Annotated in this window: 19 protein-coding genes, 6 tRNA genes and 1 rRNA gene (1 of these 26 only partly in view); all 26 read left to right on the top strand. The window is 53.8% G+C overall.

Annotated elements, in window-relative coordinates; genetic code table 11:
- Positions 1 to 1,450, top strand: a 23S ribosomal RNA gene (locus GZH47_RS14890) (it extends 1,477 nt beyond the left edge of the window).
- A gap of 195 nt (positions 1,451 to 1,645) precedes the next feature.
- Positions 1,646 to 1,722, top strand: a tRNA-Met gene (locus tag GZH47_RS14885).
- Between the two features lie 8 nt (positions 1,723 to 1,730).
- A tRNA-Val gene (locus GZH47_RS14880) sits at positions 1,731 to 1,806 on the top strand.
- A gap of 13 nt (positions 1,807 to 1,819) precedes the next feature.
- A tRNA-Asp gene (locus tag GZH47_RS14875) sits at positions 1,820 to 1,896 on the top strand.
- 15 nt (positions 1,897 to 1,911) lie between these two features.
- Positions 1,912 to 1,987: transfer RNA gene (locus GZH47_RS14870), tRNA-Phe, on the top strand.
- Positions 1,988 to 2,022: 35 nt separating this feature from the next.
- Positions 2,023 to 2,106 (top strand) — tRNA-Tyr (locus GZH47_RS14865).
- 12 nt (positions 2,107 to 2,118) lie between these two features.
- Positions 2,119 to 2,194 (top strand) — tRNA-Lys (locus tag GZH47_RS14860).
- 146 nt (positions 2,195 to 2,340) lie between these two features.
- Positions 2,341 to 3,282, top strand: a complete 942-nt coding sequence (locus GZH47_RS14855) for an MraY family glycosyltransferase (RefSeq protein ID WP_162640774.1) — start codon at positions 2,341 to 2,343, stop codon at positions 3,280 to 3,282.
- Positions 3,283 to 3,351: 69 nt separating this feature from the next.
- Entirely contained in the window at positions 3,352 to 4,503 is a 1,152-nt protein-coding gene (locus GZH47_RS14850) for a PucR family transcriptional regulator (RefSeq protein WP_162640773.1), read from the top strand.
- Positions 4,504 to 4,593: 90 nt separating this feature from the next.
- Positions 4,594 to 5,715: an ABC transporter ATP-binding protein gene (locus tag GZH47_RS14845; RefSeq protein WP_161705410.1), complete on the top strand. Its 1,122-nt coding sequence runs from the start codon at positions 4,594 to 4,596 to the stop codon at positions 5,713 to 5,715.
- Positions 5,716 to 5,922: 207 nt separating this feature from the next.
- Positions 5,923 to 6,861, top strand: a complete 939-nt coding sequence (gene hprK, locus GZH47_RS14840) for an HPr(Ser) kinase/phosphatase (RefSeq protein WP_162640772.1) — start codon at positions 5,923 to 5,925, stop codon at positions 6,859 to 6,861.
- 65 nt (positions 6,862 to 6,926) lie between these two features.
- Entirely contained in the window at positions 6,927 to 7,964 is a 1,038-nt protein-coding gene (gene lgt / locus GZH47_RS14835) for a prolipoprotein diacylglyceryl transferase (protein ID WP_162640771.1), read from the top strand.
- Positions 7,965 to 7,982: 18 nt separating this feature from the next.
- Positions 7,983 to 8,639 carry an HAD-IA family hydrolase gene (locus GZH47_RS14830; RefSeq protein ID WP_162640770.1) on the top strand — a complete coding sequence of 219 codons (657 nt, stop codon included), beginning with the start codon at positions 7,983 to 7,985 and terminating at the stop codon, positions 8,637 to 8,639.
- Positions 8,640 to 8,644: 5 nt separating this feature from the next.
- Complete coding sequence (locus GZH47_RS14825) at positions 8,645 to 9,136, top strand: acyltransferase (protein WP_162640769.1); 492 nt, start codon at positions 8,645 to 8,647, stop codon at positions 9,134 to 9,136.
- Between the two features lie 5 nt (positions 9,137 to 9,141).
- Positions 9,142 to 10,287 carry a polysaccharide deacetylase family protein gene (locus GZH47_RS14820; RefSeq protein WP_225446495.1) on the top strand — a complete coding sequence of 382 codons (1,146 nt, stop codon included), beginning with the start codon at positions 9,142 to 9,144 and terminating at the stop codon, positions 10,285 to 10,287.
- Positions 10,288 to 10,523: 236 nt separating this feature from the next.
- Positions 10,524 to 11,762 (top strand): ATP phosphoribosyltransferase regulatory subunit, encoded by a 1,239-nt coding sequence (locus GZH47_RS14815; protein ID WP_162640768.1) that lies wholly within the window; start codon positions 10,524 to 10,526, stop codon positions 11,760 to 11,762.
- A gap of 7 nt (positions 11,763 to 11,769) precedes the next feature.
- Positions 11,770 to 12,441 (top strand): ATP phosphoribosyltransferase, encoded by a 672-nt coding sequence (gene hisG, locus GZH47_RS14810; RefSeq protein WP_162640767.1) that lies wholly within the window; start codon positions 11,770 to 11,772, stop codon positions 12,439 to 12,441.
- A gap of 174 nt (positions 12,442 to 12,615) precedes the next feature.
- Positions 12,616 to 13,899 carry a histidinol dehydrogenase gene (gene hisD / locus GZH47_RS14805; RefSeq protein ID WP_162640766.1) on the top strand — a complete coding sequence of 428 codons (1,284 nt, stop codon included), beginning with the start codon at positions 12,616 to 12,618 and terminating at the stop codon, positions 13,897 to 13,899.
- Positions 13,900 to 14,039: 140 nt separating this feature from the next.
- Entirely contained in the window at positions 14,040 to 14,639 is a 600-nt protein-coding gene (hisB, locus tag GZH47_RS14800; RefSeq protein ID WP_192043609.1) for an imidazoleglycerol-phosphate dehydratase HisB, read from the top strand.
- A 1-nt stretch (position 14,640) separates the two neighbouring features.
- On the top strand, positions 14,641 to 15,264 hold the full coding sequence (gene hisH, locus GZH47_RS14795; protein ID WP_162640764.1) for an imidazole glycerol phosphate synthase subunit HisH: 624 nt from the start codon (positions 14,641 to 14,643) through the stop codon (positions 15,262 to 15,264).
- Positions 15,265 to 15,349: 85 nt separating this feature from the next.
- On the top strand, positions 15,350 to 16,108 hold the full coding sequence (gene hisF, locus GZH47_RS14790; RefSeq protein WP_162640763.1) for an imidazole glycerol phosphate synthase subunit HisF: 759 nt from the start codon (positions 15,350 to 15,352) through the stop codon (positions 16,106 to 16,108).
- Positions 16,105 to 16,794: a bifunctional phosphoribosyl-AMP cyclohydrolase/phosphoribosyl-ATP diphosphatase HisIE gene (hisIE, locus tag GZH47_RS14785; RefSeq protein ID WP_162640762.1), complete on the top strand. Its 690-nt coding sequence runs from the start codon at positions 16,105 to 16,107 to the stop codon at positions 16,792 to 16,794. Before hisF ends, hisIE begins: the two co-directional genes overlap by 4 nt.
- 329 nt (positions 16,795 to 17,123) lie before the next feature.
- The gene (locus tag GZH47_RS14780; RefSeq protein ID WP_162645257.1) at positions 17,124 to 18,074 is read left to right on the top strand and encodes a ribose-phosphate diphosphokinase; all 951 of its coding nucleotides are present in this window, start codon (positions 17,124 to 17,126) and stop codon (positions 18,072 to 18,074) included.
- Positions 18,075 to 18,695: 621 nt separating this feature from the next.
- Positions 18,696 to 20,438 carry a tetratricopeptide repeat protein gene (locus tag GZH47_RS14775; RefSeq protein ID WP_162640761.1) on the top strand — a complete coding sequence of 581 codons (1,743 nt, stop codon included), beginning with the start codon at positions 18,696 to 18,698 and terminating at the stop codon, positions 20,436 to 20,438.
- A gap of 32 nt (positions 20,439 to 20,470) precedes the next feature.
- Positions 20,471 to 21,418: a thioredoxin-disulfide reductase gene (gene trxB, locus GZH47_RS14770; RefSeq protein WP_162640760.1), complete on the top strand. Its 948-nt coding sequence runs from the start codon at positions 20,471 to 20,473 to the stop codon at positions 21,416 to 21,418.
- Positions 21,419 to 21,633: 215 nt separating this feature from the next.
- A complete protein-coding gene (locus GZH47_RS14765) occupies positions 21,634 to 22,584 on the top strand; it encodes an ROK family glucokinase (RefSeq protein ID WP_162640759.1) in 951 nt (316 codons plus the stop codon).
- Positions 22,585 to 22,714 lie beyond the last annotated feature (130 nt).

Below are 22,714 nucleotides of genomic sequence, written 5' to 3'. Positions count from 1 at the left end.
ACGCAGAAGGATAGTGACGCGGACTGATGGATGTCCGTCCAAGCAGTGAGGCTGATGTGTAGGCAAATCCGCACATCGATAAGGCTGGGCTGTGATGGGGAGCGAAAATTGCAGTAGCGAAGGTCATGAGTTCAGGCTGCCAAGAAAAGCCTCTAGCCAGGTGAAGGTGCCCGTACCGCAAACCGACACAGGTAGTCGAGCAGAGTATGCTAAGGCGCTCGGAAGAACTCTCGTTAAGGAACTCGGCAAAATGACCCCGTAACTTCGGGAGAAGGGGTGCCTCGGTAGGGTGAATAGCCCGAGGGGGCCGCAGTGAAAAGGCCCAAGCGACTGTTTAGCAAAAACACAGGTCTGTGCGAAGCCGTAAGGCGAAGTATACGGGCTGACGCCTGCCCGGTGCTGGAAGGTTAAGGGGAGTGGTTAGCCGCAAGGCGAAGCTATGAACCGAAGCCCCAGTAAACGGCGGCCGTAACTATAACGGTCCTAAGGTAGCGAAATTCCTTGTCAGGTAAATTCTGACCCGCACGAATGGCGTAACGACTTGGGCGCTGTCTCAACGAGAGATCCGGTGAAATTTTAATACCTGTGAAGATGCAGGTTACCCGCGACAAGACGGAAAGACCCCATGGAGCTTTACTGCAGCTTGATATTGGACTTTGGTACGATCTGTACAGGATAGGTGGGAGCCTTAGAAATCGGAGCGCCAGCTTCGATGGAGGCATCGTTGGGATACCACCCTGATCGTATCGGAGTTCTAACCTGGTACCGTAATCCGGTACAGGGACCGTGTCAGGTGGGCAGTTTGACTGGGGCGGTCGCCTCCTAAAATGTAACGGAGGCGCCCAAAGGTTCCCTCAGAATGGTTGGAAATCATTCGTAGCGTGCAAAGGCATAAGGGAGCTTGACTGCGAGACCTACAAGTCGAGCAGGGACGAAAGTCGGGCTTAGTGATCCGGTGGTACCGCATGGAAGGGCCATCGCTCAACGGATAAAAGCTACCCTGGGGATAACAGGCTTATCTCCCCCAAGAGTCCACATCGACGGGGAGGTTTGGCACCTCGATGTCGGCTCATCGCATCCTGGGGCTGAAGTAGGTCCCAAGGGTTGGGCTGTTCGCCCATTAAAGCGGTACGCGAGCTGGGTTCAGAACGTCGTGAGACAGTTCGGTCCCTATCTGTCGTGGGCGCAGGAAATTTGAGAGGAGCTGTCCTTAGTACGAGAGGACCGGGATGGACGCACCGCTGGTGTACCAGTTGTTCCGCCAGGAGCATCGCTGGGTAGCCAAGTGCGGACGGGATAAGCGCTGAAAGCATCTAAGCGTGAAGCCCCCCTCAAGATGAGATTTCCCAGTATGTAAGACCCCTTGAAGACGACGAGGTTGATAGGTTCGAGGTGGAAGCGCAGCAATGCGTGGAGCTGACGAATACTAATCGGTCGAGGGCTTATCCAAGAACAACTCGTTTCAGCTAATGCAAGAAACCTTCGCAAAGGTTCGTATCCAGTTTTCAGGGTGTAATTCAGCGAAGAACAACCGTCAAGCGCGGCTTGTTAAAAACTGATTGCAAAGACGTTTGGCGATGTCTAAACCTGATCCTTATAACTGCCTCAGTTATAATGGACAAGCAGTATGATGAGGCAACAATGTGGCGGTGTAGCTCAGCTGGCTAGAGCATTCGGTTCATACCCGGAGGGTCGGGGGTTCGAGTCCCTTCGCCGCTACCACATTCCCTGGAGGCTTAGCTCAGCTGGGAGAGCATCTGCCTTACAAGCAGAGGGTCGGCGGTTCGATCCCGTCAGCCTCCACCATCTTTACAAACGCGGAGCCGTGGTGTAGTGGCCCAACATGCCTGCCTGTCACGCAGGAGACCGCGGGTTCGAATCCCGTCGGCTCCGCCATTTTTTTTAATTTAAGGCTCGGTAGCTCAGTTGGTAGAGCAGAGGACTGAAAATCCTCGTGTCGGCGGTTCGATTCCGTCCCGAGCCACCATTTATGTTCAAAAGGTAATACCTTTTGTCATATACGGAGGGCTAGCGAAGTGGCCAAACGCGGGAGACTGTAAATCTCTTCCTCACGGTTCGGTGGTTCGAATCCATCGCCCTCCACCATTTTTTTAATGAGAGTCATTAGCTCAGTTGGTAGAGCACCTGACTTTTAATCAGGGTGTCGTAGGTTCGAATCCTACATGACTCACCATTTCGATACCATTACACCTGTAGGTCTTAGACCTGCAGGTTTTTTTGTGTTTATTCAAGCGGAGTATTTCATCCGACAGCGGGCAAACTGAACGCAAAGACATAAAAGACAGACACAACTGTGATTCCAGGGGGTTCTGCAGCACGATGAAATATGGATTGTCGGCACTCGTTTGTTTTGCAATTGTTGCTATACTGGTTCCGATTCTTCGCAAGTATGCAATCCGGTTTGGATTCGTCGATCGTCCGAACGCCCGCAAGATTCATAAAGCTCCGGTACCGCTTATGGGTGGTGCTGCACTTTATTTCGGCGTTGTGGTTACGCTGTTTATGTTCCAGGGCATTACACCGCTTAGTTTGACGATTTGTATAGGGGGATTCATTCTTGTCGTCATTGGGCTCATAGACGATGCGTCTAAGTCGCGTGGCGCCGATTTCCCGGTGTGGCCGCGCGTCATTGCTTATATGGCCGTAGCTGCAATCCCGTTGTTATTCGATATTGAAATCGAGGGGCTGTCGAGTCCGCACGGGATGATTATATTTCCGCATTGGCTCGGCATCGTTAGTTCGATTATTTGGGTGTTTGCTCTAATTAATATGATCAATTTTATTGATGGCGTAGATGGATTAGCTTCAGGCGTGTCGACGTTATCGTCCTTGACGTTATTTATTGCGGCGCTGTTCAAACAACAATATCCGACTGCGCTGCTCGCGGTTATTCTGGTTGCTGCTTGCGCGGCCTTCTTGTTTTATAATTTCTACCCGGCACGAATCTTCATGGGCGACGCCGGAGCGACGTTCCTTGGATACGCGTTGGCGGTTACCGCAGTCGACGGTGCATTTAAAAGCGCAACGCTCGTTACGGTAGCAGTGCCGTTCCTGGCGCTTGGAGTACCTATATTAGATACGGCAATCGTGATGCTGCGCAGACTGTTGTCGGGCAAGGGCCTGCATCGTGCCGACAAGCTTCATACCCACCACGTACTTATGAAATGGGGGCTTACACAGATCCAAACGGTCTCCTTCATTTATTTAGTCGCTGCGCTTTTCTCTCTCCTGTCGCTCGTTCTGCTGCTGGCCTTAAGCTGAAAAAAACAGTCTTATGTGATATACTGTCCATTAAAAGCGCTTCTCGCGCCGATGGATAGGGGCAAGCCCATGAGTGATGCAAAATGGATCATGCAATTGCAAGCGGTTCTGGATTGCCCGGTCCGAGAGCATAAGCTCCCGATTGAAGACTGGTTATTGCTGAGCAATGAACAAGGCCGTCATCAAAACGATGGATTGCAAAAGCCTAAAACGAATGCGGTTACAATTGGCGATTATGTAAGCGGTGCGGAGGGAGCAATCTGGTTTGCTCTTGAACAGGAAGCCGATCAGGTTCATGTTCTGGAGGTGAACCGGCAGCCGTTCAGCGAAATGGAGCTGCGGCTAATTGGCTGGACTGCGAGTCAAATTCTCGCCGATCGTTCGAAGCATTATGAAGGCATGACAGAATCGGAACGGTACGCAAGAGAGCTTGGCACATGGATTGACGAGCAGTTGGATGCAAGCGAACCGAAGCTGCTGCTGCCTGACCGTCTTATATCCAGAGGCAGATTGTTTTCTTCCATGATTCCTTTTCTTCTCGTTTGCGAACAATCCGAACCGAATGGCGAAAGCTTCGGCGAACTGGAGAAGCTGCTGCGGACGTTTCTTGCGGAGGAAGTGCTGATTATTCCTTTGAAAGATCAGGAGTGGCTAATTCTCGGCCCAGCTTCCCTCATTAATGATGCGCAATCGGGCGAACGCGATGAGGAAGACGAAGAGTCACTTGAGGAAAGCCTGGCCTCGATCGCATTCGGCCTGCATGAAATGCTGGAAAGCGAATGGATTGGAGAATGCCATTTGGCGGTATCCCATCCACTATCGCCGGCCAATTCCATCGTAGGGACAACGGCATTGCTTAGGGAAACCGTTCATCTAGGGAGAGCGTTCCATATCGGATCGAATATTCATCTGCCATGGCTGCTTCATCTAGAGCGACTGTTGAACACGATTCCCGAACCCCATCGCATTAAATTCGTGGAGCAGGCTTTGAAACGGACGGATGCCTTCTTGGATCCGGAAATCTTGACGACGCTTGAAACCTTCTTCTCCTTGGACTGCAATGTCAGCGAAACCGCGAAGAAGTTATATATCCATCGCAATACGCTGCTTTACCGTTTGGACAAGCTTAAACAGGAGACAGAACTGGATGTCCGGCAGTTCCGAGACGCTGTACTCGTCAAAATCATTTTACTATTGTATAAAGTGACGAAAAGGGCATAGTTTTTTTGTAAAGTATGTGCATAGTCAATTGGACAGCACTGATATAAACTAAACGTATGGAAAGACAATAATCGTTAGGGGGAAATACAAATGGCTGGTGTACGCTTAGAGCACGTTTACAAAAAATATGCGGGTACTGATCTCGCTTCGGTTAAAGATTTCAACCTTGATATCAAAGACAAAGAATTCTTGGTTCTTGTCGGTCCATCCGGTTGCGGTAAATCCACAACGCTTCGTATGATCGCCGGTCTTGAGGAAATCTCCGAAGGTAAACTGTTCATCGGCGAGCGTCTAGTTAATGACGTAGCCCCTAAAGATCGTGACATCGCGATGGTATTCCAATCGTATGCCCTCTACCCACACATGAACGTTTATCAAAACATGGCGTTCGGTCTTAAACTTCGTAAATTCAAAAAAGCGGAAATCGACAAACGCGTTCGTGAAGCCGCTAAAATTCTAGATATTGAACATCTGCTTGACCGTAAACCAAAAGCATTGTCCGGTGGTCAACGTCAACGTGTCGCTCTCGGCCGTGCTATCGTTCGTGAGCCGCAAGTATTCTTGATGGATGAGCCGCTCTCCAACTTGGATGCTAAACTTCGTGGTCAAATGCGTGCGGAAATTTCCAAACTGGCTAAACGTCTGGAAACAACCGTTATCTACGTAACACATGACCAAATCGAAGCAATGACAATGGGTGACCGTATCGTTGTTATGAAAGACGGTATCATTCAACAAGCTGCTTCCCCAGAAGAACTGTATAACCACCCGGTTAACATCTTCGTAGCAGGCTTTATCGGCGCTCCTTCGATGAACTTCATCACAGGTACGCTTGCTGAAGCTGGCGGCGCAGTTCGCTTCAAAGCGACAAACATCGATGTTCTTGTTCCAGACGGCAAAGCGCAACAACTGCGTGATAAAGGTCTGATCGGCAAAGAAATCATCCTTGGTATCCGTCCAGAAGATCTGCACGAAGAGCCTGTGTTCCACGAAGCTTCCCCGCAAACGATCGTGAACGCTCACGTTGAAGTTGCTGAGAACCTCGGTCACGAAATGTTCCTGTACCTGAACGGCCTGGGCAAAGACTCCGTTATCGCACGTGTTGACGGCCGCTCTGGCGTTAAAGAAGGTACGAACGTGAAGCTCGCTCTGGATATGAACAAAGTTCATATCTTCGATAAAGAAAGCGAACTGAACGTATTCGAAGTTTAATTTAAATCATTCCTTTCACATAAGCAGCCGTCCGATTCAATCGGACGGCTGTTTTTTGCTTAGCGCATATGCCGGATGCGTGCTTGCCTTGTTCCGGTCCCGTAAGGGCGTTGCTTTCAGGGCTTATTTCCTATAGGATGAATACATCTGGATATTTTTATTACTAATTCAACTCGTAGTCGGCTGCGATTTTGAGGAGGCCAATCGATGGGCAAGAAAGTGAAAGTTTCGGATCTGGTGAGCCAGTTTCAGCTCGAGATCTTAAGTGGCGAGGATGGCCTGAAACGCAGCATTACGCTTGATGATTTGTCGCGTCCGGGACTTGAGATGGCGGGTTACTTCGATTACTACCCGAAGGAACGGGTGCAGATTCTCGGTAAAACGGAAATTACGTTTATGGACACGCTCTCCAGTCAAGAGCGGATGGACCGTGTCGAACGTCTTTTCGATGACGAGACCCCATGCTTTATCATTACGCGGGGATTGGACGCACCGGCGGAATTGCTGGAGCAGTCGAATACGCGTCAAATTCCGGTATTGCGCAGTAATGCCGCTACAACGATTTTCTTGAGCCGCATCACTAATTTCCTGGAACGCAAGCTGGCGCCTTCCGCTACGATTCATGGTGTTCTCGTGGATGTTTATGGCGTAGGCATGCTCATTACGGGCGGCAGCGGCATCGGTAAAAGCGAAACCGCTCTTGAACTCGTCAAACGCAGCCACCGGCTTGTAGCCGATGATGCCGTTGAAATCCGGCAGACCTCGGATGGTCAACTGCACGGCACGGCCCCTGAATTGATTCGTCATTTGCTTGAGATTCGCGGTCTTGGCATTATTAACGTGATGACGTTATTCGGTGCTGGCGCCGTTCGAAACAACAAGCGGATTAGCGTCGTCATTAAGCTGGAGAATTGGCAGGCGGACAAGCAGTATGATCGTCTCGGCCTAGATGAAGAGACGACCCGGATTATCGATACGGATGTGCCGATCGTTACGGTTCCGGTTCGGCCTGGACGAAACTTGGCCGTCATTATCGAGGTGGCAGCGATGAACTTCAGGCTGAAACGAATGGGATACAACGCGGCGCTGCAGTTTACGAACAAACTGACGGAAACGATCGCGGAAGATTCCGATGATTTCGATTGAACGTCTGATGCGAGAATAGAGACGAACAACCAATACGGATAATAAGAAAGGAGCCTTGATGCGGCATGTTTGGATTACGTTTAGATCCGATAGCGTTCTCGCTGGGTTCGATTAGTGTGCATTGGTACGGGATCATTCTGGGAACCGCGGCACTGGTCGGTTTGCTGCTTGCGGTACAAGAAGGAAAGCGCTTCGGGCTGTCGCCGGACTTTTTCATGGATTTATTGTTGTTTGGCGTACCGTCAGCGATTATCGGGGCACGCATCTATTTTGTAGCGTTCCAATGGAATGAATATAAGAACCACCTCGTTGATGTGTTTAAGATATGGAATGGCGGTATCGCCATCTATGGTGCGCTGATCGGGGCTTTCACTTGCGGCATCATCTATTTCAGAAACAAGGGATACAGCTTCTGGCGGATCGCCGATATCTGCGCGCCTTCGCTGATCGCGGGTCAAATGATCGGACGATGGGGCAACTTCGTCAATCAAGAGGCCTATGGCGGAGAGGCTTCGGAGAATTTCCTGCGCCATACGCTGCACCTGCCCAATTGGATCGTCAATCAAATGAATGTCGAGGGCGTATTCCATCATCCGACCTTCTTGTACGAGTCCTTATGGAATCTGCTCGGTCTGGTGATCTTCCTCGTGCTTCGCCGCCGGCCGTTCCTGCGTGCGGGAGAATTGCTTTTCGCTTATTTCATCTGGTATTCCCTCGGACGCTTCTACGTGGAAGGTCTTCGTACGGACAGCTTAGCTTTCCTTGGCGCGGACTGGGCTGCCTCCTTCATGAATGCGCTCTGGTCGCCACTGAAGGCCGCAGGCTTCACGCAAGGTTATCTGGATCCGGCATACGGCAATATTCGAATCTCGCAGCTGCTGGCGGTATTGCTCATTCTTGCCTCGATCGCGATGATTATCATTCGCCGCCGTACGGGTGCGGCTTCCGAACGCTACCTCGACCCAATCATTAACTTTAAAACCGGTCTTCCTGCAGGCGCGGAAGAGAAGAAAGGTTCGTCCGTTACTTCCGATGAGGCGACAGTCGAGCATTCCGGCAGAGAGTCCGTGGATCGCACGGACGATTCGAGCATTAAAGAGTAAGGGAGTCTTTCAAGAAGAATGGCAACTCAACTGAAAGCGATTTTGTTTGACTTGGACGGGACCATAATGGATACCAACGAATTGATTATCCAGACGTTCTTGGATGCGCTGAAAGGCGTCGTTCCGTCCGAGTTTAGTCGGGAACATATCATTCCGAGCATGGGGCTCCCGCTGACGAAGCAGCTGCAGTTGTTCTCGGGACGTGAGCAGGTCGAGGATCTGGTCTTGGCTTATCGGGAGATCAACTTGCGGCTGCATGACGAGTACGTTTCCGCTTTCCCGTATGTGACAGACGTATTTGCAAAGCTTCATGAAGCCGGTATTCGGATCGGAATCGTCACGACGAAGATACGATTGACTACCGAGCGTGGTCTCCGTTATGTAGGGCTCTACGATTATGTAGAACCCGGCGCTATCGTAACGATCGAGGACGTGACGCATCCGAAACCGGATCCGGAACCCGTACAGCGTGCATTGGATGCGCTGGGCATCGAGCCTGGCGAAGCGATGATGGTCGGCGACAGCATCGTCGATATTCAATCCGCGGAAGCGGCAGGCGTTGTTTCCGTCGGCGTGGCTTGGTCGCTCAAAGGCGAGGTTGTGCTGAAGGAGAGCGGCGCGCGGCATATCATCCACGACATGCGCGATCTATTCGCTTTGGCGGGATTGGAGTAAACGGCTTGAGAAACGTGGAGCGTTATCCTGTGGAAGGGCCAAACGCGCTTTGGCAGGTATACCGTACCATCAGCCGCTGGAAGGTCATTCGCAACTTTCTATTCATACAGGTGGCGCGCTACTGTCCCTCCTTGCCGGTAAAAAATTGGATTTACCGGCATATGCTAGGGATGCAGGTAGGGCGCCACTCCGCATTTGCGCTGATGGTGATGGTCGACGTGTTTTTCCCGGAAAAGATCGTGGTCGGTGACAATTCGATTATCGGCTACAATACGACAATCCTAACGCATGAATATTTAATCGGGGAGTACCGGCTCGGTCAAGTTCGTATCGGCTCAGAGGTGATGATCGGCGCCAACACGACGATCCTGCCAGGCGTGACGATCGGGGACCGTGCCGTCGTTGCCGCGGGTTCGGTGGTCCATAAGGACGTGAAGCCGGGAACATTCGTCGGTGGAAATCCAATGCAAGAGATCCAAAGAAGACGGGAGCAGTGAGCGGCATGAGTCGAAAGATGACTGTAATGGCGGTATTGGTTGCCCTCGGCGCCTTGCTGACGGGCGGATATTTTCTCCATCTCAAACGGCTCCCGCATAGATCCGTTGCTCCGGTTGCTCGACGAAGCGGACCGACACGAAAGCCGATATCGGCGGGGCACTCTACATCAGGCGCGTCATCGGCGAGCGTCGAGACCGCTACGCCGCACGGCATCTATTACCGTAATCGGGTTATCGTGCTGATGTATCATGAAGTGGCCATCAAGCCTAAGGATGACAAGGCGTTATCGCTGGCAAAATTTAAACAGCAGCTGTCGCTGATGAAAAAAAACAATTTTCATTGGATTACGATGGAACAATACAAACAGTTTATTTTGAAGGATGCGCCCGTGCCGGACAATGCCGTGCTGATGACGTTCGACGACGGCTATGAATCGTATTATACGGATACGTATCCCGTCCTGAAGCAATTTCATGTGCCCGCTACGAATTTCTTGATCGTGAATACCGTTGGCAATCCGCGGCATATCGGCATTCCGAAGCTCACTTGGAACCAGGTGGAGCAAATGCACCGGAACGGTTACGACTTCTACAACCACACGTTTGATTCCCATGCCTATGCGTCACACGACGGAAAAGGCGGCAAGCAGCTGCCGATGTTGGAAGCACCGATGTACGTGAAGAAGTTGAAACGCAGTGAAACGACGAAGGAATACCTGGCTCGCGTCAAAACCGATTTGACGAAAGCAGACACGATTCTGGGTCAGCATCTCGGCAGCAAAGACAACATCCTCGCCTTTCCTTATGGAGCCTACAATATGGCTGTCCTGCGCATTTGCCATAAGATCGGCATCGACATCACGTTTACGGTCAAAAGCGGCATTAATGCTTACGGTCAGCGAAACGGTTACCGCGTCAATGCCGGCGGGGAGGACGATAATCCGAACGCGTTGATCGATTTAATGAAAGAAGGTACCCGCATGCCAAAACCGGGAAGCGATGCTTCCCGGTTTTTGTTGGAGTTCGGCGCGTTCGGCACCGCGATCGTGACCATTGTGCTGGCAAAGCTGCTGATTAATGCTTGGGAGGACAAGCAGGGCAGGCGGATGTTACGCTTACGTAAAACGGCAATGGGGCGGAAACAAGAATGATGCCGAAGGCGGATGCAAGGCAAGCGCGCTCCGGGAAGTTTGGATAATCGGCGAGAAGAGAAAGAGGAAACGGGGAACCGTTGCCGGTAAGAATGCACGCAATTAGCCATACGTGAAGGTGCGGGCCGTATTGACGGAACCCCGACGCCGTGGTATTATTACGACTAATCCTTTATTTTGGCAGTATGGTAATATGGTAACACGTTAATAAACTAAAGCGCTGTGGGTGAATATAAATGTCCAAACCGAAGGTGTTCGAGAAACCGATTGGGGTCAAGGATTATCTGCCGCATGCGGTGGCGAAGCTGAGACAAATCGAAAATCAAGTGCTCGCTTGCATGGGCTCATGGGGCTATGAGCAAATTATGACCCCGACTATGGAGTATTACGATACGGTAGGCGTGGCAAGCTCGACGTCGGACCAGAAGCTGTTCAAGCTGCTTAATAATCGCGGTACGACGCTCGTGCTGCGGTCTGACATGACGGCGCCGATCGCGAGGGTGGTTTCCTCCGTTCTGAAGGACGTCCAATTCCCGATTCGTCTGTCTTATCATTCCAGCGTGTTCCGGGCGATCGAAGAAGAAGCCGGACGCGAAGCGGAGTTCTTCCAAACTGGCGTGGAGCTAGTCGGCGATGCGTCTCCGGATGCGGATGCGGAAGTGGTCGCCCTCGCTATCGCTTCGTTGAAGGCGGCTGGCGTGAATCGGTTTAAAATCGCGATCGGTCATGTCGGCTTCTTGAACGGCTTGTTCGAGGAGGCGCTGCCCGGCGAGCATGAGGCGCAGGAGGAACTGAAATCGTTCCTGCTCGGGCGCGACTATGTCGGCTACCGGGAGAAATTGCGTTCTTTGACGCTATCCGATGCGATGCGCAGCGAACTGGAAGGCATCACGCGTCTGCGCGGCGGACAAGAAATTTGCAATCAGGCGCTGGCGCTCAGCTTGGACGCAACGGCGCAGGCTTCCATCCGCCATCTGTGCGAAATGTGGGATGCCCTTGCGGCGTACGGCGTTTGCGAGCATGTGCTGATCGATTTGACGATGATTGGTGACTTTAAGTATTACACGGGCATGACGTTCGAGGCGTATGCGGCTGATTTGGGTTTCCCTGTAGCGAGCGGAGGCCGGTATGACAATTTGTTGAAACAGTTTGGCCGACCGGCACCTGCGACGGGGTTCGCGTTGAAAACGACGCGGATTCTGGAACTCATCGGGGATGGGGACAGCGAAGCGAAAGTTGAGCGCATCCTGATCGCCTACGATGCGGAAGGCCGTGCAGCGGCGCTTGACAAGGCGCGCGAGCTGCGTGAGAGCGGAGCTGCCGTGTCGGTCGTCACGGAGCGGATGGATGCGGATGCGGAGCAAGTATTGCGCGATGCCGCGGCAGCTGGCACGAATGACGAACAAGTGCGGTACAAGGGCGTTGCATTTACGAAGCTGCTGACCTACTTCGGCGGCAATCGGGGAAGGGAGTAGGCTGGCTATGAATAATCAGGAACTGCAGACGGCGGATTCGGGTCGCGAACTGTTGAAGGTTGCGATGCCGAAGGGTCGTATTTATAAAGTAGCTTCGAAGCTGTTCAGAGAAGCGGGCGTGCCGATTCCGAGCGATTTCGACGATACGCGCAAGCTGATCATCGAGCTGCCGGAAGCGGGCATGTCGTTCATCATGGCGAAGCCGGTCGATGTGCCGACTTACGTGGAGTACGGCGTCGCTGATATCGGCATCGTCGGCAAGGACGTATTGATGGAGGAAAACAAGGACGTTTACGAGCTGCTGGACCTCGGCATTGCAAAATGCCGCATGTCCGTCATCGGTCTCCCGGATTGGAAGCCGGTCATCCATCCCCGGGTAGCGACGAAGTACCCTAGCATCGCGTCGCAATATTTTCGGGAACAAGGACAGCAGGTTGAAGTCATCAAGCTGAATGGTTCTATCGAGCTGGCTCCGTTGATCGGTCTGGCCGACCGGATCGTCGATATGGTGGAGACGGGGCAGACGCTCCGTGAGAACGGGCTTGTCGAGATGGAGTCGATCTTCAGCATTACGAGCCGGCTGATCGCGAACCGCGTGAGCTATCGGATGAAGAACGAGGCGATTCAGAGCCTCTGCGATAAGCTGCAGAACGCGATCGCTGCTAAGCCAGGCGTGTAAGAGCAGTCATCAGGCAGCAAGGGGAGTTCGAGGCGTCCCAATTCCCAAGTGCTTCCCGAGTGTTGATATTCTCGAAGAGGAAGCTCTTGGTGAAGTAAGCACGAATGGACCGCGGGCGTACCTCTAAGAAAGGCTGCCATCATTATAGAGCAAGCGCGAAAGGAGCGGATCGGTATGCGAAAGCTGCGAGCGGAGCAGTTTGGATTGACGCGCAAAGTGGACTATGGTTCACCGGAGCAAAATGAAACGGTCGCCCAAATCGTCGAGGCGATCCGTACGGAAGGCGACGCGGCATTGCTGCGATACACGGAGCAGCTGGACCGGGTTCAATTGGACGCCGCGGCGCTTCGCGTCACGGAACAAGAAATCCAGTCGGCCTATGATCGTGTCGATGCCGACTTTCTGACGGCAATTCGTCAGGCGGCGGCCAACATCCGCGCCTTCCACGAGAAGCAGCTGCGCCAGTCCTGGGTGGACGTGCAGCCGGACGGCACGATGCTGGGACAACTGCTGCGGCCGCTGAAGCGCGTCGGGGTATACGTTCCTGGCGGGAAGGCGGCTTATCCGTCGTCGGTGCTGATGAACGTCATTCCGGCGCAAGTAGCAGGCGTACCGGAGATCGTCATGGTGACGCCGCCTTCTACAGGCGGCAAAACAGGCATCGATCCGTACATTCTGGTTGCCGCCGCGGAAGCGGGCGTCAAAGAGATGTACCGTATCGGGGGCGCGCAAGCGATAGCTGCTTTGGCTTACGGGACGGAGACGATTCCGCCGGTAGATAAAATTTGCGGACCCGGCAACATCTATGTCGCGCTCGCCAAACGCGCCGTGTTCGGCGTAGTGGCGATCGACAGCATTGCGGGACCGAGCGAAATCGTCGTGCTTGCCGACGAGACGGCGGATCCCGCTTATGTCGCGGCTGATCTGCTGTCACAGGCGGAGCACGACGAGATGGCGTCGGCAATCCTCGTCACGACTTCGGAAGCGCTTGGAGATGCCGTAGCGGTAGAAGTCGAGCAGCAGCTGTCGACGCTGCCCCGGGAGGGTACGGCCCGTCAGTCGATTGAAGGCTATGGCGCTATACTGCTTGCCGACTCCATGGAGGATGCCATTGCCGTCGTAAATCGCATGGCGCCGGAGCACTTGGAAATCATGACGGCCGAGCCGATGACGCTGCTGGGCCGGATCGAGAACGCGGGTGCGATCTTCGTCGGACCGTATAGCTCGGAACCGGTGGGCGATTATTTTGCCGGTCCGAATCATATCCTGCCGACCAATGGCACGGCGCGTTTCTCTTCGCCGGTAAACGTAGACGATTTCATGAAGAAGTCGAGCTTGATCTACTACAGCAAGGACGCGCTGATGACGAACGGCGACCAAATTATTACGCTTGCTCGTCACGAGGGCCTGGAAGCGCACGCGAGAGCCATCGAGATTCGGCTGGAGCGGGAGCGCTAGGCGAAGGCGGGCGGCTGACTTGCCGCCTAATAGCCCGAGTAACGCTGCATATGTTCGATGCTGCGGTTTGCGAGGGATTGCGGGTTGCTTTCTCGGCAGCACGTTTCAAGATAAGATGAAGCGAAAGAAGGATGTTTACTATGGCGGATAACGTAATTCGCGCAGCCGATGTGGCGCGCAAGACAAACGAGACGGACATTACGCTCGCATTCGGCATCGACGGTACGGGCGTTTCCAAGATCGAGACGGACGTGCCGTTCCTGAATCATATGCTTGATCTGTTCACCAAGCACGGCCAATTCGACCTTACCGTCGAAGCACGCGGCGACGTGGATATCGACGACCATCACACGGTCGAAGACATCGGCATCTGCCTCGGGCAGACGATTCGCGAGGCGCTTGGCGACAAACGCGGTATCAAACGTTATGCTTCGGTATTCGTGCCGATGGACGAAGCGCTGGCACAGGTCGTCATCGACTTGAGCAACCGGCCGCACTTCGAGTACCGGGCGCAGTATCCGTCCCAACAAGTCGGCAGCTTCTCGACGGAGCTCGTGCACGAATTCCTGTGGAAGCTGGCGCTTGAGGCGCGCATGAACCTGCATGTCATCGTGCATTACGGCTTGAACACGCATCATATGATCGAAGCGGTATTCAAGGCGCTTGGCCGCGCGCTTGACGAGGCGACAAGCATCGACCCGCGCGTGCAAGGAGTGCCTTCGACGAAAGGAGTGCTGTAGGATGATCGCGATCATCGATTACGGCATGGGCAATTTGCACAGCGTCAGCAAGGCTGTCGAACGTCTCGGCTACGAGGCGGTCGTCACGGCGGACGCGAAGGAGATCATGGAAGCGGACGGCGCAATTCTGCCAGGCGTCGGAGCATTCGGCGACGCGATGCAAAATTTGCAAAATACCGGCTTGGACGAAGTGACGCGCTATTACGCGGCGTCCGGTAAACCATTGCTCGGCATTTGCCTCGGCATGCAGCTGCTGTTCACCGAGAGCGAGGAGTATGGCCCGCATAAAGGGCTGAACCTGCTGCCGGGCACAGTTATCCGGTTCAAGGGTGATTTCAAAGTACCTCATATGGGCTGGAACAAGCTGGACTTCCGCCAGAACACGCCATTGTTCGATGGCCTTGAGCAGGGTCATGTGTACTTCGTGCATTCGTATCATGCGAAGCCGGAGCGCGCGGACGATCTGCTCGCGACGACCGACTATAACGGTCAAGTGACAGCTATCGTCGGCCGAGGCAACGTGTACGGGATGCAGTTCCATCCGGAGAAAAGCGGCGATCTCGGCATGAGCCTGCTGCATAATTTCCTTGCTCTTACTGGAGCGCGCGAACCGATTCGTCATTAGATCCCCAATAGAAGCGCTTTTGATTTTCTAGCTGGTAACCCCAGCGCAGGGTTCACTTACAAACTTTTAGAATGGAGCGTCCATAATGTTAGCCAAACGGATAATCCCGTGTCTGGACGTGAAGGACGGACGCGTCGTAAAGGGCGTTAACTTCGTTAATCTGCGTGACGCCGGCGATCCCGTCGAACTAGCGGCGATTTACGATAAGGAAGGCGCCGACGAGCTGGTGTTTCTGGATATTTCGGCTTCGGTGGAAGGCCGGGCAACGATGGTGGAAGTCGTCAAGCGAACAGCTGGCGAAATTACCATTCCGTTCACGGTTGGCGGCGGCATCTCCCACGTCGACGATATGAAGCGGCTGCTGCGGGCAGGGGCCGACAAAATCGGCATCAATACGGCAGCAGTCAAAAACCCGTCGCTGGTGAAGGACGGCGCGAAGAAGTTCGGCTCGCAATGCATTGTGGTAGCCATCGACGCGAAATTCAATGCGGCATGGGGCGAATGGGAAGTGTTCACGCACGGCGGACGGACGGCAACCGGCATCAAGGCACTCGCTTGGGCGAAGGAAGTCGAGCAGCTCGGAGCCGGTGAAATTCTGCTGACGAGCATGGATGCGGACGGAACGAAAGACGGCTTCGACGTGAAGCTGACGCGGGCCGTATCGGATTCGCTCGGCATTCCCGTCATCGCTTCCGGCGGAGCGGGCAAAGTGGAGCATTTTCATGATGTGTTCTTGCAAGGCCATGCCGATGCAGGCCTGGCGGCAACGATTTTTCACTATAAAGAAATGACGATCCGCGATGTGAAGGACGACTTGCGGCTGAAAGGGGTCGAGATTCGATGAGCACAAGCAAAACAGTTGAGGCAGCTGCGGCGGAGATCAAATGGAACGAGGCGGGTTTAGTCCCGGCTATCGTACAGGACGCTGCCAGCAAAGAAGTATTGATGATGGCCTACATGAACGGGGAGTCGCTCGCGCGCTCCGTGGAATCCGGCGAAACATGGTTCTGGAGCCGTTCGCGAAATGAGCTATGGCACAAAGGCGCGACTAGCGGCCATACGCAGCGCATCGTGTCCATGCATTACGACTGCGACGGCGACACGCTGCTCGTCCGCGTGGAGCAAACCGGACCGGCTTGCCATACGGGAACGTACAGCTGCTTCACAGGAGAGATCCAAGGCGTGAAAGGAACGGAATCGGGCGCGAGCGCATTCCAGCAGTCGAGCGATCGTTTCGCGATGCTGAATCAATTGGAAGCTACCATCGCGCAGCGCTACGTCGAGCGTCCGGAAGGCGCCTATACGACGTATTTGTTCGAGAAAGGCGTGGACAAAATCCTCAAGAAGGTCGGCGAAGAATCGGCGGAAGTCATCATCGCGGCCAAGAACAAAGATAACGACGAGCTCCGCTGCGAAACGAGCGATCTCGTATTCCATCTGATGGTGCTGCTGCGCGAGCGCGGGCTGTCGCTGGACGAAGTCATGACGGAGCTAGGACGCCGCCATAATAAGACCAAGCCATCCTCCTAGCATCAGCGGAGGACTGGCTGCCTTAGCCGAGCCTGCCGCCAGCACGCTCGGTTCTGTCGTGTTCAGGCCTGCAGAAAATGCATAAACGCGGGGACAAACCGCGTTAGAAGGCGCATTGTCACGCGAGATGCCGGTTGAAGCGGGTACATGGCGGGTAATCCCTAGAGATCGTTTTTTGAATTATTATAAATTCCATGTATAATGAAAGTTGTCGAAACAAGCGGTATTGAAGATACCCAAAGGACAGTCGTTACTGTTTTGCTTCCCTGTAGTCTTGAAGGGAAGAGGCTTATCAATTTAGTGGTCCAATCGCTCAGGAGGGTATTATGTTGTTTAGCGACAAGCTGCGTATTTTCTCGGGTTCCTCGAATCCAAAATTGGCTGAACGAATCAGCGAAGAGCTCGGGCTTCCGCTCGGTAAAATCAAAGTGTCCCGGTTTAAAAGCGGCGAGATCTATGTTCACTACGAGGAGACGATCCGTAACTGCGACGTGTTCCTGGTTCAATCGTTCTCGCATCCCATCAACGATCACTTTGTCGAGCTGCTCGTCATGATTGACGCGGCGAAGCGTGCTTCCGCCCGTACCGTTAACATCATCGTGCCGTATTACGGTTATGCGCGCCAAGAACGCAAAGCGGCTCCGCGCGAACCGATTTCGGCCAAGATGCTTGCCGATGTACTCACGACGGTTGGCGCGACGCGCGTAATCACGATTGATCTTCATGCGCCGGCGATCCAAGGCTTCTTCAATATTCCAGTGGATCATTTGACAGGTCTGGACCTGATCAGCGATTACCTGAAATCGAAGAACATCAAGAATCCGGTCGTCGTTTCTCCGGATGCCGGCCGTGCGTCGACGGCGGAGAAGCTGGCGAACTATCTGGACGCGCCGTTCGCGATCATGATCAAGAAGCGTCAGGCTCACAACGAATCCAACATCACTCACGTCATCGGCGATGTCGAGGGTGGAACGCCGATTATTATCGAGGACATGATCGATACGGGCGGCACCATCGTAAACGTCGTGGAAGGCCTCAAGGAACGCGGCGCCGAGGACGTTTACGTGTGCGCGACGCATCCGCTCTTCTCGGGCCCTGCCCTGCAGCGATTGGACCATCCAAATATTAAAGAAGTCATCGTCACCGACACGATCGCGCTCCCGGACAACCGTTCCGACCGCTTCAAGGTTCTGTCGGTAGCTCCGATCTTAGCGGAAACGACACGGATTATCATCGAAGGCGGCTCCATCAGCACGCTCTTCAAAAACGCGGGCATTTAGGCGTCTGTCCGATGCACGCAGTCGAAGGATAGCGATGCTAATGCGACTCCGTCGGACAGACGCCAAGGCGTCTGTCCGATGCACGCAGTCGAAGGATAGCGATGCTAATGCGACTCCGTCGGACAGACGCCAAGGCGCCTGTCCGATGCACGCAGTCGAAGGATAGCGATGCAAATGCGACTCCGTCGGACAGACGCCAAGGCGTCTGTCCGATGCACGCAGTCGAAGGATAGCGATGCTAATGCGACTCCGTCGGACAGACGCCTAGTACCGGCCCCGCCGGCCGAAGCCGCTTATACGGCCGCCTTGAGCGGCCACCAACTCGAATCGCGGGCCAATGCCCGCGATTTGCCACATATTCTTTCGTGTAAGGATAGGCCGCGCTATGGTATAATCGTAGAAACTTTGAACGGGGCTGGTCGTACTAATGTGCATAATTTCTTGCGCACCTAGGAGTACTACTGACCTGTGCAGCCGACCTTGGTCGCGAACTGCGTTCGCTGCTCGGGTATGCAACCAACCCTGGTCGCGAACTGCGTTCGCTGCTCGGGTATGCAACCAACCCTGGTCGCGAACTGCGTTCGCTGCTCGGGTATGCATCCAAAGGAGGTGCCTTGTGTTATGAAAGAAAAGAAAATTGCGGTAGCCGGACGCAGCACGAAAATCATACCTATTCAGTGGGACGCAACGTTCTTCTTCGAGCGAGCGGTTCGTTCGATGGATCGATATCATTATGACAAGGCACTGAAATATTTCCGGCGTGCGGCCGAATACGAGCCGGATAATCCCGTCAACCATTGCAATATGGCGGGAATTTTGTCTGAGATGGGGAATTATGAGGAATCCAACCGCATCCTCCTCTCGATCGTCGACGAGCTCGATCCTGAAATGACGGAATGTCATTTTTATATGGCGAACAATTTCGCCAACATGGAAATGTATGAAGCGGCGGAAGATTCCCTCGTGCGCTATCTGGAGGAAGACGCCGAAGGGCAGTTTCTCGAGGAAGCGGAAGATATGATGGAACTGCTGCACTTCGAACTGGAACGACCGACGAAGTTGGCGTTCATCAAGGCGCGGGAAGGGTTCTTCGAGCATGACCGCGCAAGGTCGATGCTGGAAGAAGGCAAGTTCGTAGAAGCGGTTCGGCTGCTCGAGAGTATTGTCGAGAAGAACGGGGATTTCCTCGCGGCGCGGAATAATTTGGCGCTGGCCTATTATTACATGGGCATTTTCGATAAAGCTTTGGAGACGATCAAACAGGTGTTGGATCTGGAACCCGGCAATCTGCACGCGCTCTGCAACTTGGCGATTTTCTATCAGCATGCCGGAGACAAGGAGAAGCTTGTACCGCTGGTGGAACTGTTGTGCAAGACCGTTCCTTTTCATCAAGAGCATGTGTTTAAGCTGGCAACGACGATGGGCATTCTAGGGGAGCATGGGGAAGCTTATCGTCATTTCACGCGTCTCTTGAAGGATGGCGCGTTGAAGTCCGATCCTTGTTTGTTCCACTATGCGGCCGTTGCAGCCTGCAATATAGGGCGTTACGCCGAGTCGCGCCGCTTGTGGCAGCAAGTGAAGAAGCTGGATCCGGATTCGCATGTGCCCGGCTACTACATGGAACAACTGGAACGGATGGAGAACGGTCAGCATGCGGCTCCCGCAAGCTATCACTACCATCTTCCGTTCGAAGAACAGTTTAAACTGTGGGAGAAATCGACGGAATCGCTGCCGGACCATATGAAGCGGGACCCGCTCGTACGTTCGTCCTTCTTCTGGGCGCTGCGTCACGGCGATCGCCATACGAAACTGCAAGTGATTCAAGCGCTCGGCATGATTGCCGATAATGAAGTGAAAGATGCACTGCGCGAGTTTATCGTCGAGCCGCAGGAAGACGATTACCTGAAGCGGATTGCGATCTTCGTGCTTCGCTCCATCGGCGTGCACGAATCGCTGAACGCCATTCTTGAAGGCAAGGAAACGGTCATCGAGCATAGCCGGATGCCTTCGCGCTTACCGGTTTGGGAAGATAAATGGCAGTCCGTTCTGGAAGCCGCGCTCGTGCGGATGAATAAACATTACGATTTGGTGCAGCAGCATGATCTGCTCACCTTGTGGATCGAATTCTTGTCGCGTGTTTACCCGGATGTGCCGAAGCTTGGAAAAGTAGAGGGCTGGGCTGCCGCGCTTGAATATTTGACCGCTAAAATGCATCGCCGCGAAATTTCGTACCACGAGGTTTCGCAGCGTTACGGTGTCTCGATCGCGACCGTCAGCAAATGCGCCAAGCGCATTGATGAAATATGCGGTATCAAAGAAAAAATGAGAATGGCTTTCCCATCACTGGCGGATCACCGTGAATAAAGGGAGCACAATCGCATAAGGAGGCAACATTCGTGTACAAAGCAATCATTATCGGAACAGGCCCTGCAGGACTAACGGCCGCCATCTACCTGGCTCGCGCTAATATGAACCCATTGGTTATCGAAGGTCCGGAACCGGGCGGGCAATTGACGACGACGACGGAAGTCGAGAACTTCCCAGGATTCCCCGAAGGCATCATGGGGCCCGATCTGATGGCGAACATGCGCAAGCAAGCGGAGCGTTTCGGAGCGGAATTCCGTACCGGCTGGGTGAATTCCGTCGATACGTCGAAACGTCCGTTCACGCTTCAAGTAGAAGGCCAAGGCGAACTGCAGGCCGAGGCACTGATCATTTCGACCGGCGCATCCGCAAAGTACCTGGGCATCACGAATGAGCGCGAGAATGTTGGCCGCGGCGTCAGCACCTGCGCAACCTGCGACGGCTTCTTCTTCCGCGGGAAGAAGATCATCGTCGTCGGCGGCGGCGATTCCGCGATGGAAGAAGCGAACTTCCTGACGCGCTTCGCATCGGAAGTTGTGCTTGTTCATCGCCGTCCGGAAATGCGCGCCTCCAAAATCATGCAAGACCGCGCTCGCGAGAACAACAAAATCAGCTGGGCGCTGGATCGTACGCCGCTGGAAGTCGTGGCGAACGGCATGGGCGTGACCGGGCTGAAAGTGAAGAACAACGAGACAGGCGAAGAAGAAGTCATCGAAACGAACGGTATTTTCGTAGCGATCGGCCATACGCCGAACACGAAGTTCCTGAACGGTCAGCTGGAGACGGACGAGACGGGCTATCTGGTCGTAAAACCGGGCACGTCCGAAACGAACATCCCTGGCATCTTCGCTTGCGGAGACGTACAGGATCACAAATACCGCCAAGCGATCACGGCGGCGGGAAGCGGCTGCATGGCTGCGCTGGATTGCGAGAAGTTCCTGGAAGGCCATGCTGTGCACGACTGGAGCCAGGTACTGTAAGCAGCAGCATTTTACCGATTGCGGGAATTCGACGAGGACGCTGTTCGGACTAACGAACAGCGTCGCTTCATGTCAGCGAACATGCTTGGGATGTGCGGTCTTGCCCCTGCGGCGACTGCCGTTTCACCTTGACCGGTTAGAAGGGTTCGCTTATAGTTTTAGTTGGAACGGAAGCAACACAAAATCCTTATATTATTTATAGAGGTGGCCCATTGATGTCAGAGAAAATTGTTGTTGGTGTTGATATTGGCGGAACGTCCATTAAAGTAGGCATTTGCAATATCGAAGGCGAGCTTCTGCATACGTACGAAGGACCGACGGAAGTCGAGAAGGGGTCGGACGTAGTTTGCGAGAACATAGCGGCTTACGCCCGTCTTATTGTCGAACAATCTACATTTGAGTGGGATCAAGTAGAAGGCGTCGGTATCGGCATCGCCGGTTTCTTGGACATTCCGCGCGGCTTCGTCCACAAATCGGTCAACCTGTTCTTTGATAATGTACCACTGAAAGATATCTTGGAAGAGAAGCTGGGCAAGAAAGTGCTCGTGAACAACGATGCGAACGTAGCTGCGCTTGGCGAAGCATGGGCAGGCGCGGGCCGCGGCATCTCGGATTGCGTATGCTACACGCTGGGAACGGGCGTTGGCGGCGGCGTTATCATTAACGGCAAAATCGTCGAGGGCTCCAAAGGCATGGCCGGCGAGCTTGGACATATGGCGATCGTTCCTGATTTGGAAGCGATCCAATGCAACTGCGGCAACAAAGGCTGCCTCGAGACGGTATCGTCCGCAACGGGCATCATTCGCATGGCGAAAGACGCCGTCGAGCGCGGAGACCGCACCTCGTTGTCGTTCGTGGAGAACATTATGGCGAAGGATGTCATCGACGCGGCGAAAGCCGGCGACGAAGTGGCGGCGCGCATCGTTAACCGTGCGGCGTTCTACTTGGGCAAATCGATGGCGACCGTATCCGTCGTGCTGAATCCGCAGCGCTTTATCATTGGCGGCGGCGTGTCGAAAGCAGGCGAATTCCTATTCGAGCAAATTCGCGAGGTATTCCGCAAAGCGGCTCCGGATATGGCGCAAGTGGGCGTTGAAATCGTCCCTGCGATCCTCGGCAACGATGCTGGCGTAGTCGGCGCGGCAGGTCTCATTATTCGTTCTTAAGTTTGACGTTTGCCAGAGATGGCGATAGGGAAGAAGCTTGTTCTGCTGTCTGCAAGGGCGGCGGTAACTGCTTGTTCTTCGAATAGATAAGTACGTCTACCAATACGTATGCGCTGCTTATCTTTCTGTT

This window comes from Paenibacillus rhizovicinus (assembly GCF_010365285.1).
GTDB lineage: Bacteria > Bacillota > Bacilli > Paenibacillales > Paenibacillaceae > Paenibacillus_Z > Paenibacillus_Z rhizovicinus.
This window is presented reverse-complemented; position numbering and strand designations above follow the sequence as displayed.

Bases quoted from the DNA above. Each gene is read 5' to 3' on its own strand.
- GZH47_RS14855 (WP_162640774.1), top strand. From the start codon at position 2,341: ATGAAATATGGATTGTCGGCACTCGTTTGTTTTGCAATTGTTGCTATA.
- GZH47_RS14850 (WP_162640773.1), top strand. From the start codon at position 3,352: ATGAGTGATGCAAAATGGATCATGCAATTGCAAGCGGTTCTGGATTGC.
- GZH47_RS14845 (WP_161705410.1), top strand. From the start codon at position 4,594: ATGGCTGGTGTACGCTTAGAGCACGTTTACAAAAAATATGCGGGTACT.
- hprK (WP_162640772.1), top strand. From the start codon at position 5,923: ATGGGCAAGAAAGTGAAAGTTTCGGATCTGGTGAGCCAGTTTCAGCTC.
- lgt (WP_162640771.1), top strand. From the start codon at position 6,927: ATGTTTGGATTACGTTTAGATCCGATAGCGTTCTCGCTGGGTTCGATT.
- GZH47_RS14830 (WP_162640770.1), top strand. From the start codon at position 7,983: ATGGCAACTCAACTGAAAGCGATTTTGTTTGACTTGGACGGGACCATA.
- GZH47_RS14820 (WP_225446495.1), top strand. From the start codon at position 9,142: ATGAGTCGAAAGATGACTGTAATGGCGGTATTGGTTGCCCTCGGCGCC.
- GZH47_RS14815 (WP_162640768.1), top strand. From the start codon at position 10,524: ATGTCCAAACCGAAGGTGTTCGAGAAACCGATTGGGGTCAAGGATTAT.
- hisG (WP_162640767.1), top strand. From the start codon at position 11,770: ATGAATAATCAGGAACTGCAGACGGCGGATTCGGGTCGCGAACTGTTG.
- hisD (WP_162640766.1), top strand. From the start codon at position 12,616: ATGCGAAAGCTGCGAGCGGAGCAGTTTGGATTGACGCGCAAAGTGGAC.
- hisB (WP_192043609.1), top strand. From the start codon at position 14,040: ATGGCGGATAACGTAATTCGCGCAGCCGATGTGGCGCGCAAGACAAAC.
- hisH (WP_162640764.1), top strand. From the start codon at position 14,641: ATGATCGCGATCATCGATTACGGCATGGGCAATTTGCACAGCGTCAGC.
- hisF (WP_162640763.1), top strand. From the start codon at position 15,350: ATGTTAGCCAAACGGATAATCCCGTGTCTGGACGTGAAGGACGGACGC.
- hisIE (WP_162640762.1), top strand. From the start codon at position 16,105: ATGAGCACAAGCAAAACAGTTGAGGCAGCTGCGGCGGAGATCAAATGG.
- GZH47_RS14775 (WP_162640761.1), top strand. From the start codon at position 18,696: ATGAAAGAAAAGAAAATTGCGGTAGCCGGACGCAGCACGAAAATCATA.
- GZH47_RS14765 (WP_162640759.1), top strand. From the start codon at position 21,634: ATGTCAGAGAAAATTGTTGTTGGTGTTGATATTGGCGGAACGTCCATT.